This window comes from Acetobacter suratthaniensis, assembly GCF_017377745.1.
GTDB classification, from domain to species: Bacteria; Pseudomonadota; Alphaproteobacteria; order Acetobacterales; family Acetobacteraceae; genus Acetobacter; species Acetobacter suratthaniensis.
In genome coordinates this window covers 1-11,624 of record NZ_JAFVMG010000002.1, presented here as the reverse complement: position 1 = coordinate 11,624, position 11,624 = coordinate 1, and the positions used below count along the sequence as shown (strand labels likewise).

At 58.1% G+C, this 11,624-nt stretch carries 11 protein-coding genes; 3 read left to right on the top strand and 8 right to left on the bottom strand.

Annotated elements, in window-relative coordinates:
• Nucleotides 1-17 precede the first annotated feature (17 nt).
• Complete coding sequence (locus J2D75_RS03615) at nucleotides 18-698, top strand: HAD hydrolase-like protein (RefSeq protein ID WP_207852945.1); 681 nt, start codon at nucleotides 18-20, stop codon at nucleotides 696-698.
• Nucleotides 699-735: 37 nt separating this feature from the next.
• Here the strand turns inward: J2D75_RS03615 and J2D75_RS03610 are convergent, their stop codons facing one another.
• Genes J2D75_RS03610 through J2D75_RS03590 form a run of 5 tightly spaced genes read right to left on the bottom strand, consistent with a single transcriptional unit; the run spans nucleotide 736 to nucleotide 5,597 of the window.
• Nucleotides 736-1,530, bottom strand: coding sequence for a nucleotidyltransferase family protein (locus J2D75_RS03610; protein WP_207852942.1), 795 nt, complete (start codon nucleotides 1,528-1,530; stop codon nucleotides 736-738).
• 11 nt (nucleotides 1,531-1,541) lie between these two features.
• On the bottom strand, nucleotides 1,542-2,321 hold the full coding sequence (locus J2D75_RS03605; RefSeq protein ID WP_207852939.1) for a sterol desaturase family protein: 780 nt from the start codon (nucleotides 2,319-2,321) through the stop codon (nucleotides 1,542-1,544).
• The gene (locus J2D75_RS03600; RefSeq protein WP_207852937.1) at nucleotides 2,318-3,436 is read right to left on the bottom strand and encodes an LptF/LptG family permease; all 1,119 of its coding nucleotides are present in this window, start codon (nucleotides 3,434-3,436) and stop codon (nucleotides 2,318-2,320) included. The genes J2D75_RS03605 and J2D75_RS03600 overlap by 4 nt, the downstream gene beginning before the upstream one ends.
• Entirely contained in the window at nucleotides 3,436-4,647 is a 1,212-nt protein-coding gene (locus J2D75_RS03595; RefSeq protein ID WP_207852934.1) for an LptF/LptG family permease, read from the bottom strand. Before J2D75_RS03595 ends, J2D75_RS03600 begins: the two co-directional genes overlap by 1 nt.
• Nucleotides 4,644-5,597, bottom strand: a complete 954-nt coding sequence (locus tag J2D75_RS03590) for a metallophosphoesterase family protein (RefSeq protein WP_243428473.1) — start codon at nucleotides 5,595-5,597, stop codon at nucleotides 4,644-4,646. The genes J2D75_RS03595 and J2D75_RS03590 overlap by 4 nt, the downstream gene beginning before the upstream one ends.
• A 91-nt stretch (nucleotides 5,598-5,688) precedes the next feature.
• Between J2D75_RS03590 and J2D75_RS03585 the strand changes: the two genes are divergently transcribed.
• Both J2D75_RS03585 and J2D75_RS03580 read left to right on the top strand, forming a co-directional pair.
• A complete protein-coding gene (locus J2D75_RS03585) occupies nucleotides 5,689-6,669 on the top strand; it encodes a diacylglycerol kinase family protein (RefSeq protein WP_207852931.1) in 981 nt (326 codons plus the stop codon).
• Nucleotides 6,666-7,634, top strand: a complete 969-nt coding sequence (locus J2D75_RS03580) for a hypothetical protein (RefSeq protein WP_243428472.1) — start codon at nucleotides 6,666-6,668, stop codon at nucleotides 7,632-7,634. Before J2D75_RS03585 ends, J2D75_RS03580 begins: the two co-directional genes overlap by 4 nt.
• On the opposite strand, the gene spt is transcribed toward J2D75_RS03580, so the two are convergent.
• The 3 genes from spt to J2D75_RS03565 all read right to left on the bottom strand — a co-directional run bounded on the left by spt (nucleotide 7,635) and on the right by J2D75_RS03565 (nucleotide 11,027).
• Entirely contained in the window at nucleotides 7,635-8,855 is a 1,221-nt protein-coding gene (gene spt / locus J2D75_RS03575) for a serine palmitoyltransferase (RefSeq protein WP_207852928.1), read from the bottom strand.
• Between the two features lie 6 nt (nucleotides 8,856-8,861).
• Complete coding sequence (locus J2D75_RS03570; protein WP_025860077.1) at nucleotides 8,862-9,113, bottom strand: acyl carrier protein; 252 nt, start codon at nucleotides 9,111-9,113, stop codon at nucleotides 8,862-8,864.
• A gap of 147 nt (nucleotides 9,114-9,260) precedes the next feature.
• The gene (locus tag J2D75_RS03565) at nucleotides 9,261-11,027 is read right to left on the bottom strand and encodes a fatty acyl-AMP ligase (RefSeq protein WP_207852925.1); all 1,767 of its coding nucleotides are present in this window, start codon (nucleotides 11,025-11,027) and stop codon (nucleotides 9,261-9,263) included.
• Between the last annotated feature and the right edge of the window lie 597 nt (nucleotides 11,028-11,624).

The window sequence follows — 11,624 nt, the reverse complement described above, 5'->3', positions numbered from 1 at the left end:
GAAGAGGCGACAAGGCGATGACAGTGCGCAGACTGGCGGTTTTTGACATGGATGGAACCTTGCTGGATTCCCTGCCTGATCTGGCAGAGAGCTGCCGGGAGCTACTGGTTTTTTATGGTTTGCCAGCCCTTTCGGATACCGTGGTCAGAACCATGATCGGGCGTGGTGTGGCGGTTCTGGTCTCTAAAGCGCTTGCCGCAGCTACAAGTCTGGTAGGAGAGGGAGCGCCGGTCATTGATGAAACCGAGGCAGCGGCCCGTTTCATGACGTTGTACACACCGCGGCTAACCCGTCTGTCGCGCCTGTTCCCCGGAGCGGAGGCGGCCTTGCATACCTTGCGGGATGCAGGGTGGACACTGGCGGTTTGTACGAACAAGCCTGAAGCGGCAGCGCGTGAAATCCTGCGGGCTCTGGAGGTGGCGCCCCTGTTTGCTGCAGTTGGCGGCGGGGATAGCTTTGCGGTGAAAAAACCCGATCCGGCGCATCTGCTCGGCACCATTGCTTGGGCGCATGGCCAGCCTGCCCGTAGTGTCATGGTAGGGGATATGCCGCCAGACTGGCTGGCAGCGGAAGGCGCTGGCTGCCCGTTCCTGTTCGCGGCATGGGGATATGGCCAGCAGGCACCAGAAGGGCAAGCGTGGCAGGCGGCGTGCATGGCGGATGTTCCCGCCCGATTGGAAACCATACTGCCGGTATAAGCCCATGCTGGTGGTGCCGTATGGTGCCACCAGGTATTCAGGCGTGAACCGCGGGGAGTGAGGCGGCAAGCTGTTCGGCCACGACCACATCATCTGGTTTGTCTACGTCCACGGCGGCGCGCCCATCTGACAGGGCGACCAGTTCAGCCTGTGCTCCGGTTAATTTTGCAATGCGCCGGTAAAGGGCTGTGCGGGTCAGGTGGCCGGTCAGAGCGCGCAGCAGAATAAGGGGGCCAAGGGCGCTGGCGATGCGGAGCGGGTTTTTACGGTTTTGCTCTACACGTTGCCACAGATCAGCCACTCTGGCCGAGACAGAGGTGCGGAACAGGAACATGTTGCACCCTGAAAACGTCATATCTGCAAGCCGGATATATGTGCGGCGGGTATTGGGTACGGCCCGCTGAACGGCATCCTGTGTGGCAACGCAGGCCGCCATGTCGCTCTCAGGGTGAATGGAGGCCAGAAATTCCTCCACCCACTTGGGTTGCAGCAGCGCATTATCAGCCGTTGTGACCAGCAGCGGTGTGCCAAAACGTGCGAGCCCCGCCAGTACGCTGGCGCTGGGGCCACCCGGTCGCGCGGGAAGCAGCAGAATATCTGAGGGCAGGCGGTCTGCCAGCACATGCGGTGAGTCCACACAGACGACTATGCGCGATATGGCTGGCACAGCCCGCAGGGCGGCAATAACCCTGAGTACCATCGGCACGCCACCGATGGGCAGAAGGGCTTTGTGTGAAACACCGGCCATCTGGGCCAGTGGGTCTGGCCGTCCGGGCCGGGTGCCTGCCAGCACAAGCGCTGTAACAGGCGGAGGGGCCGGGACGCTGGCCATGGCTGCGTTCATTATGCGCGCTTGGCCTCGGGGCGGGCGCCATCGGGCCGGTCACGCGGGGGGGCGCCCGTCAGGTGCATGACCCACGGATAAACAGCCGCCTGTTTCAGATCGTAACCAAGATTGAACACGGTCGGGCTACGGGGGCGTGCTTTGGCATCGACATAGTAGGAGCCGAACATGCGGTCGATCACAAAACTGGTGATGCCGAAATTGCCGTCTTCATCATGGAAGTGATGCAGGACGTGGCGGGCTTTCATGCGCTGGATCCAGGCTGAACGGGGCTTGTAGTTCAGATGCTGGATGCAGTGAAAAAATTCGTAAATACAAGTGATCGTAATACCCGTGCCAACAGCGGTTGCAGAGGCCCCGATTCCACCAATCAGATAGCCGATGGGCGCCGTAATGAGGATGATGGTGGGCAGAGTCGTGACCGGTGCGCCAAAGAGTACATCCAGCAGGTGGGGGTCCTGATGATGGTCAAAATGGATGCGCTTCCACAGGCTGGCGGTCCAGCGGTTCTTGTAGAGCAGGTGGCCGTGTAGCACGTAGCGGTGCAGGAGGTACCAAGCCAGCGGATAGACCGCAATCACGGCCAGAACGGCGATAAGTGTCGGGCCAAGACCCGCAAAATATCGCGCGGCAATACCGAAGCTGACGACAATGAGAGCGAAATACAGCAGAATCGTCGGATAGGTCAGGTAAGCTACCCAGAGCTGCCGCAGGTTCATCTTGCCAAGATCGAAGCTGCGCCCCGTCTTGAGTGATGCGTTATTGAGTGTTTCGCTCATAGTGTTTCGTTCCTCAGGAGCGCGCTTAGCGCGCCCAGCGTGAAGATGATCAGTCCCGGCAGTACGGCCATGAATGGCGGAATAAGCCCCGCATTACCCATGGCGCGAAACAGTCCCTGTATGACAATGAACAGAAGGCCGCTGCCCAGACACCATACAGGCAACCAGCTTCGGCTGCCTGTTCGTGGAGGGATATAGAGTACCGGCATGGCAATCAACAATAGCACAAGAAGTGAAACGGGGCGCATCAGCCGTTCCAGCAAACCGGCCTTGAGATAGGCGGGGGTGTCGTTTGAGGGTACACGGCCCAGAAGGCGGGCGAGCATGAGCCGGGCGGAAATAGGCGGCCTGTCCGCCGCCAGCCGGATAAACTCCGTGGGGGACAGGGTCATGGCCCATGGTATTGAGGCCTGTGGAGCATGTTCTTGCGCGACAAGGCTCTGTACCGAAAGACTGCTGACATCATGCAGACTCCAGCCTGCCGCGGATGTGTGCTCGGCATAGGCGGCATGCAGGGTTCCTGTCAGACTGCCCTGCGCATCCCGGGTGTAGATGTCCACTGCTCCCAGACGTGTACCGCCATTGGCCACGTAACCGACATGGATGATGCGCCCGGTATCACGGAACCAGAAAGCATGGCCGTTTTCAGGCGTGGGGTCGGTACGATTCCACCATGTAGCCAGAGCCAGTTCCGAGCGTGGAGCAATCTGATCATCCAGAATAACCCCCATGAAGCCGAGCATGAGTGTGATGGGGGCCAGACGTAAGTAAAATCCCAGAGTGGAAAGTCCGGCTGCGCGCAGGGTGGCGGTTTCGCTAGAGAGAGTCATCTGCGTGAGCATGACGAGCGCGCCGATCAGCACGGCAAAAGGCAGGGTATTGGAAAGCAGAAAAGGCAGGCGTAGCCCCACATAGAGCATCAGCCCCCGCGCGCCTAAATGCCGTTGCAGAATGGGGGTTGTCTGTTCCAGTAGCGCCAGCACCTCAAGCAGGCTCACCAGAACTGCGCAGCAGATCATGATGCGCCCGAACAGCGAGACAGAGAGATAGCTGATCAGAACATGCCTTGGCCTGTGTGCCTGTGCGTGGAGCCTGTTTATGAACGCGTTGGTCATCAGGCCCCTCCTGCGGGCGTATGTCTGTTGTGCAGGCGGGCTTCAATATGCGCGCGCAGGAGAGAAAACGTGCCGGAGTGATAGAGCAGCGGCACAACACACAAAGCCATGAAAACAAAGGCAGCCAGCCAGATGGACAGCACGGATGCGCTTCCGGTTGCCGCTATGCTATGGGCCATTTGCATGAGATGATCGAACCCGACCATGATCACGAAAGCCGCAGGCAACCCGATAACATCGCGTTGTCGCTTGCGGGTAATGGCGAATGCTGTTGCCAGAAGCGGGATGAAGGGTACGGTCAGGCAACGGGCCAGCCGGAAATGCAGCTCGGATAAAAGATGCGGGCGCGAAATGCTCGTATCGTTGCGCACAAGGCGGGACACGAGTTCTGGCGATGTCAGTTCCCGTTCATCTTCTCCGCGTTGGCGGAAGGGTACAACCCGCGCCGCATGGGCAAGATAACGGGTTGAGTGCGCGAAAACAGCGACGGTAGGCGGCTCGTCGGCGCTGGTGGTCAGGATCATGCCATCTTCAAGCTCGATCTGCACCGCGTTGCCATCATCCGCAATACGGATATGGCCACGCTGCGCCGTAATATCATGCTCCGCTCCGTCTTTAATGTCGCGGATAAAGACATGCTGTAGCTCCGAGCCGCTCTGGGTCACCTTGTCGGCCGTAAAGGTCATGGCGGCGGAGGGGGAAGCAAACAGGCGTGACTGCATGCGCGGTGTCCAGCCTGCATGACTGGCGAAATAGAAAGCCGAGCGAAAGTCATACCGTGCGTGCGGCTGAATGAAGCCATACAGAAGGAAAGACACAATCCCCAGAAAGGCACCAAGCTGGAGATAGGGGCGGATCATGCGCAGCAGGGAGCGCCCGCTGCTGTTGACCACGTCTATTTCTTCGTTCTGGCTCATGCGCCGGATGATGGAAAAAACCGATACACATAGCGCCGCAGGCAGGGCTTGCCCCAGATAGTGCGGCAGCAATGTAACCAGCAGGTCAATAAAAGTTACCAGATGGCTGTTGCCGGTGGTCAGCAGATTAAACAGAACCAGCAGGCGCTCAAGCAGCAGGGCGGACATGACAACCGACAGAGCTACAAGAAAAGGCGGCATTAACTGCGCCAGCAGGTAGCGATCCAGTGTGCCAAGTCTCAGCAGGGCAGAAATCCGTTGGGTAAACGATGGTCTGTGGGCAGAGGGTATCATGGGCTCGGTAACGGAACGGGGCGGTTCAGGGAGTAATGTTGCAGATGCGGGCTGTCGCACATTGCCCCTGCAGGAGTAAGAAACCGCCGGCGCACCGTAATGTTCCAACCTGTTGTGGTTTTCTTGATTCCAATATGGTTCCAGCCAGCAGCACTGTCATCCTGTCCCGGCGCATGGGAGGCGGAAGACGAACTGATAACCGGAATATCCGTGCCTGCGATATGGCATGATGTGGCATGGTGCGAATGGCCATGCAGAACCAGTTCAGCCCCCTCTCGTTGCAGCAGGTTTTCAAGAGCGTGCAGGTCTTCAAGGCGTTTGCGCCAGACGACAAGACCATGCCCTGCCGGATGGTGTAGCAGCACGACCCGGCACAGCCCTTTGGCTCTGGCATCCCGCAGGCACTGCTTCAGTTGTTCAAGCTGTGCTGGGCCGATCGCGCCTGTTGCCATAAAGGGTGGTGAAGGTCTGGCCGTATTGACGCCTATCAGCAGGACGTTGTCAGCATTCAGGCAGGACAGGCCCGGATACTGGCTGGCAGGGTGGAGCCACGGTGCCCACAATGCCTGTTTGGGGGGATGTGTTTCATGCACCAACGCTTCATGATTGCCTGCTACGATCAGGGTCGGGGGGAGTTTCTGCGCTTCCAGCCAGTGTTGGGCATCGCGGAACTCTTCCAGTGTTCCCAGATTGGTCAGGTCACCTGTTATGGCTAGTAGATCCGGGTTGGTGGAAAGCGCATCGCGCATAACATCATTAAGCCAGTTCAGCTTATGTATATGCTGCCTGCGGGTCAGCCATGATAGCATGCTCAATATGCGTTTGAGCCGTATTTCCCGAAGCCGCAGCCTGCCAGTTATGGGAAGGTGCAGGTCCGACAGGTGAGCGATCCAGACACTGGCCAAAACAGTCACGGCTTTCATGATGGTTGTCGTATGAGGGTACGACATGTGACAATTCTATGATGTCGCAGTATATCACCGAGGCAGGGTTGGGGCAAAAAGTCCTGACCAGCAAGGTCATTACAGCAAGAGAGACCGGGTGCAGAATTGTTTCGCGCTTATTTATAATCCGCAGAGCCGCCGAAATATCGAAGCGGATCCGCAGTATCTGGAACAGGCGCGCGCCCTGACACATGGACGCGTCTATGCGCCAAAGTCTCATGATGAACTGCGTCTGCTTATTGAGCGCATGGCCACGAACCCCGTGGCATGCCTTGTGATCGACGGGGGCGATGGTACGGTTGGTAGTGTGCTGAGTGCGCTGTATGCTTCGTCATGGCCACGTGCCTCGTGGCCGGTCATTGCAGTTCTGGCATCGGGTAATACCAATCTGATTGCGGCGGATGTTGGGTTTGGCCTGCGCGGGGTGCAGGCTCTGCATGCGCTGCAAGACAGGGTGCAGGGCGGTATCAGCTCAGCCGGTCTGACATGGCGCAGGCCATTGGTAGTGCAGCGGGCCGGGCATGAAGGTCAGGATGTTCTCGGCTTTTTTGGCGGTATTGGCGCGTTTGCGCGTGGCATAGATATTGCACATCATCCCGGCATTCTCAGGAATATCGCACATGATGCCGCCGTGGCGCTTACCCTCATGCTGTCTCTGACCAAACTGTTTTCTCCCTTGCAGAGAAAACGCTGGCTGGAGGGAGTCCCGTGCAGCCTCGTTTGTGACGGCAGCGCGGATTCATTCCAGCGTCATTTTCTTCTGCTCTGCACCAGCCTGCAACGCCTGCCACACGGGACATGGCCCTTCTGGACAGAACCGGGTTCGCTTGGTGATGGTTTTACCTATCTTGATGTTGCAGCAAGGCCGAAAAGGCTGCTTACGGCCATATGGCATCTGCTGCGTGGGCGTGCTCCCGCGTGGATGCGGCGCTCTCCACAATATCGCAGCGGCATGGCGGAAAGCCTGCACCTGACAATGCGGCATGCTTTCGTATTGGATGGTGAGATACTTGAGCCGGGAACAGACGGCTGCCTGACCATTACCGCAGGGCCGCAAATCAGCTTCTTATGCATATGAAAAATCGGGAGTCCGGTGCGCTTGAGCAGGCCCGGCAGGCTCTTGGCGTAGAACTGGCGCGTGAGCTTATAACCCCCGTGCAGGATTGTGTTGGGCAGTTTGTTGTTCAGATGCTGGGGGATAGCCGGCCGCTGGGTGTGCTGTTTTACGGGTCAGGCCTGCGTGGCGGAGTGGGGGAAGACACTCTGCTGGATTTTTACGTGATCGTAGAAAAACAGGCAGACTGGCCCCGCTCTTTTTTCGCACGGCAATGCAACGCCATCTTGCCCCCTAATGTGGAATATCATGAACAGGTGGTAAACGGGCAGAGCATGCGGGCCAAGGTCGCAATCCTGACGCTGGCACAGTTCAGGCAGCGAACGGGTTTTGCTTCATACGATACCACGTTGTGGGCACGTTTTTCGCAACCCTCCCGTCTGGTCTGGGTGAGGGATGAAGAAGCCGCTGGGCGGATTGGTGCGTGCATCATGCAGGCTCATGTAACAGCGTCTTGCTGGGCAGCTCTGCTTGGTCCGGAAGAAGGCACTCCCTCGGAGTTCTGGGATGCTCTTTACGCGGGAACCTATGGCGCAGAACTCAGAGTAGAAAAAAACAACCGCTCCGGCAGCATTGTGGAGGCATGGCCTCATCGCTACGAGGTCCTGCTTCAGCCCTGCTGGGCTCTGGCGGGAATCAAGGTGGAGAGGGCAGGGGGGAGAGTAAGGCCTACTCTACCGGATCAGGAAAGAAAGGTGGGTATACAGGCATGGGCCTTGCGGGTTGCTCTAGGGCGACCACTCAACATCCTGCGGCTTGTAAAGGCCGCCTTTACGTTCGCCGGAGGGGCTCGGTATGTGGCCTGGAAAATTCGTCGGCACAGTGGGGTCAGCATTGAGGTTTCCCCCTTTGCTGAAAAACACCCGTTGCTGGCCGCGCCTCCGGTGCTGTTCAGGCTCTGGCGGCGCGGCGTTTTCCGTCGTCGCTGATCAGACGGCCGTTTCTTTTGCGGACAGCGGAACGTTGCAGTCTTCAGCCGCCTGACGGAAGATTTCAAGCGCCTGATCAATCTGTGCAGCCGTATGGGTCGCCATAACCGAGCAGCGTAGCAGCGGGCGTGAGTCAGGTGTTGCAGGCGGCAGGCTCAGGTTGACATATACGCCGAGTTCCAGAAGCCGGTTCCACATGGGGATAGCCTGCTCCACTGTTTCCAGCGTTACGGCAATAACCGGGCTGACTCGCTGGCTGGCATTCAGCCCGAGGCGCACAAAGCCCGCATGCAGGCGTGCGGCATTCTCCATAAGCCGGGTACGTAGCTCAGGGTGAGCCTGCATTTCGTCCAGTGCAGCAGATGTAGCGGCGATCACTTCCGGCGGGAGTGAGGCTGTGAACATGTAGGGGCGGCAGTTCAGGCGCACCAGTTCCAGTTCTGGGTGGTCAGAGACACAGTAGCCACCAACCGTGCCGAGGCTCTTGGAAAATGTGCCGACAATGAAATCGACATCCGCTTCAACGCCTTCAGCTTCAGCGCTGCCACGGCCATGTTCGCCCAGCACACCGAAGGAGTGGGCTTCATCCACCAGTAGGTATGCGCCGGTTTCTTTCTTGACGGCCGCGAACTCCGCAACAGGCGCCACATTGCCGGTCATGGAATAGATGCCTTCCACGACTACCAGCTTGGCGGCATCCGGGGCATCCAGCCGTTTGATACGCTTGTACAGATCATCCGGGTCGTTATGGCGGAAACGGATAACCTGTGCCGCACTCAGGCGGCTGCCATCGTAAATACTGGCATGGCTGTCCGCATCCAGAAGCAGATAGTCGTCTTTACCGGCTAGGGCGGAAATCATGCCAAGGTTAGCCTGATAGCCGGTAGAAAAGACCATGGCATCACGACGGCGGAAAAAATCGGCAATTTTACGTTCGAGCTGACGATGGAGCGACTGCGTGCCGTTGGCGATGCGTGAGCCGGTCGTGCCCACACCGCAGGCGGCCGCAGCTGCCTGTGCCGCCTTGATGGCGTGCTCGGACTGGCTCAGGCCCAGATAGTTGTTTGTTCCGAAAAGAAGGGTTTCCCGGCCTTCAATCACCCCTACCGTGGAAGACAGGGGTTTTTCAATCACCACAGCGAAGGGGTTGCGGCCACCAGCCGCCACTACGGCACTGAGAGAGCCGGCAAGGCCTTCATATTTGGAAAACAGCGATGCCATTCAGGCTTACCCCTTGCTCTTCAGATCAACGACGCAGGCAGCCAGATCGTTGATTGTGCGGATATCCGCCAGCTTGTCGAGCGGAACCGATACATCGAGGCTATCTTCCACTTCCATGACAAAGTTCATGACAGCAAGGGAATCAAAGGCAAGATCTTCCATGATCTTGCAGTCGCCATTGATGTCACGTGGCACTTTCGGGTTGGAAAGCAGCTTCTGGATGATCAGCGCGGAAACGCCTTCAACGGTCTCGCTCATGTCAGATCCTTTGTCCTTTTCAGGCAATCAGTACAATCGGGGTTGCGCCCGCTGCGCCGCCTTATGCGAGAAAAAAGCGGGCTTGGCCAGTGCCAGCCCGCAAACACACATCCGCCGCTCCTGCATGGGCGGGAGCGGCGGAGGGGGTCAGGCCATTTCCGGCTGTGGTTCAAACGCCCCGTTCAGGTACATGGTGCGGGCTTTCGCACGGGTCAGCTTGCCAGAAGATGTCTGGGGCAGGGTGCGCGGCGGCACCAGCACCACGGAAACATCAACTCCGTGCAGGCGGCGGAACAGGCTAGAGGCCTCGCTACGCAGGCCTTCGCGCGTATCCGGGTCAGAAGCGCGGCACTGGATCAGGGCCACGATTTCTTCATGATCACCTTTTTCCAGTGAGAAAACCGCAACATCGCGGCTGCGGAGTGCCGCCAGATGTGTTTCCGCCGACCATTCCAGATCCTGCGGCCAGATATTGCGACCGTTGATAATGATCAGATCCTTTGCACGACCTGTCACCACAATCTGCCCGTTGAGCATGTATCCCAGATCGCCGGTGTTCAGCCAGCCATCGGCATCCAGTGTCTTGTGCGTTTCTTCTTCCATGCGGAAGTAGCCGCTCATCAGGCTCGGGCCGCGGACATAGATCGTGCCCACTTCGCGATCGGCCAGCACATGACCGTTAGGGTCACGGACTTCCATCTGGTGGCCAGGCAGAACCTTGCCGCAGACAACGAATGTACGGGAGGGCGTATCGCTCTCAACAGGCGGACGGGCCACACCGTCGTTTTCGAGGCGGGGCAGATCAACCGTATCGGTTTTGATGCCTGAACCCAGCGGCACGAAGCTGATGGCCAGAGTGGCTTCCGCCATACCGTAGCTGGCGACAAAGGCTTCTGCCTTGAAACCGGCAGAAGCAAAGCGGTCAGCAAATTCCTGCAGGATATGAGGGCGGATCATATCACCGCCGATCCCTGCTACCCGCCAGCAGGACAGATCAAGGTCTTCCGCCGCCGGACGACGCGCGCACAGTTCATATCCGAACGAGGGGCTGTAAGCGATCGTGCCACGGTTGCGGCTGATCAGGTCGAGCCAGACATGTGGCCGCCGGGCGAACTCACGCGTGGGCAGCAGGTCAACCGTCAACTGGCATGTCATGGGCGTGAGGAAAAAGCCCACAAGGCCCATGTCATGATACAGAGGCAGCCACGACACGCAGCGATCTCCGGTTTCCTGAACGCACAGACCATCATGGGCAATGGCCGCGACATTCGCCATGCCGGATTGCTGGGTTACGCACACCCCCATGGGGAAGCGCGTGCTGCCGGAGGAAAATTGCAGGTAGGACAGGGCTTCCGGCCGGATTTCCGGAAGAGCCATATCAGGCACGGTACGTTCCATGAGTTCAGCAGGAGAACCAGCAAAAACCAGCCCCAACCCGCTAACGATCTCGTCCGTCCAGCCTTCAATGATATTGGGGATAATGACAGCACTGGCCTGAGCACTGCGGATCATACCACGTAGTGTGCTCAGATAGGCTTCCTTACCGCCAAAGGCCACAGGCAGGGGCAGGGGAGCCGTGACAAGTCCGGCATACTGGCAACCAAAGAAAATACGGGCGAAGTCCCCATCGCTTTCAGCGACAATCGCCACACGGTCTCCAGGTTGCAGCCCCATACCAAGAAGCCGGAGGCCTGTTTCAATGGCCTGCTGGCGCAACACACTATAGGGCAGAGCTTCGAGAAGCTCTCCTTTGCCAGAATAGATGTTAAACCCGGCGGTGCCCTGTGCAGCATAATCCAGCGCGGCCGGGAAAGTCGGAAAATCTCCGTAACGGCGCGGCTGTCCAGACGCGGTGGGCACTGGTTGGAGCGCCGCTTTCGACGAGTGCATGGAAACAGGATTCATCGTGTTCATCAGCAGGCCATTCGAAGAAAATCAGTAAACGCGTCAGCAGAGCCGACACGGCAGCCGCCCACCTTTGCATCATGTGTGGGCGTGAGGCGTATATAATGTTTTTGAGGATTTATGAAAGTGTCATACGGCCCGCAAGGCAAGCAAACGCGTCTGAAGCTGCGTGATATGGGCAGATTTAGCGAAACGCGTCTTAATTATGAAAAGATGGGGAACCTCTACGCGTTCCATGCGTCCAGCTTCCAGAACTTCGTTTAAAAACCGGTGCTTCCAACGCAATACCTCCAGATCAACCAACGTCAGATGGCGGGCAAGACAGTGGATGCGCAGCACCGGCCGCGCTGAAACGTAGAGAAATAATTCTTGTTACGCGCAGGGCTGCCATAAGTAGCCGTATTAATGTGGAGGTGAGGGCGCGATGAGAAGACGACTCTCCGGGCCTTGGCGCTCCCTAATATAGTAGAGCCTGCGCACCCTCTCTGCGGATCATCAATGAGGGCTATCATGCTCTAACGGCACTATAATGTCATGGCTTCGGGATCAATCCGCCCGTTAAGCGCTAAAGACTGCCAAAAATGTAAAAAAAATGAAAAAAATCGA

Excerpts from the sequence above, each read along its gene's own strand:
- spt (WP_207852928.1), bottom strand. The coding sequence starts at position 8,855 with ATGGCATCGCTGTTTTCCAAATATGAAGGCCTTGCCGGCTCTCTCAGT.
- J2D75_RS03610 (WP_207852942.1), bottom strand. The coding sequence starts at position 1,530 with ATGGCCAGCGTCCCGGCCCCTCCGCCTGTTACAGCGCTTGTGCTGGCA.
- J2D75_RS03590 (WP_243428473.1), bottom strand. The coding sequence starts at position 5,597 with ATGTCGTACCCTCATACGACAACCATCATGAAAGCCGTGACTGTTTTG.
- J2D75_RS03565 (WP_207852925.1), bottom strand. The coding sequence starts at position 11,027 with ATGAACACGATGAATCCTGTTTCCATGCACTCGTCGAAAGCGGCGCTC.
- J2D75_RS03615 (WP_207852945.1), top strand. The coding sequence starts at position 18 with ATGACAGTGCGCAGACTGGCGGTTTTTGACATGGATGGAACCTTGCTG.
- J2D75_RS03580 (WP_243428472.1), top strand. The coding sequence starts at position 6,666 with ATGAAAAATCGGGAGTCCGGTGCGCTTGAGCAGGCCCGGCAGGCTCTT.
- J2D75_RS03605 (WP_207852939.1), bottom strand. The coding sequence starts at position 2,321 with ATGAGCGAAACACTCAATAACGCATCACTCAAGACGGGGCGCAGCTTC.
- J2D75_RS03595 (WP_207852934.1), bottom strand. The coding sequence starts at position 4,647 with ATGATACCCTCTGCCCACAGACCATCGTTTACCCAACGGATTTCTGCC.
- J2D75_RS03570 (WP_025860077.1), bottom strand. The coding sequence starts at position 9,113 with ATGAGCGAGACCGTTGAAGGCGTTTCCGCGCTGATCATCCAGAAGCTG.
- J2D75_RS03600 (WP_207852937.1), bottom strand. The coding sequence starts at position 3,436 with ATGACCAACGCGTTCATAAACAGGCTCCACGCACAGGCACACAGGCCA.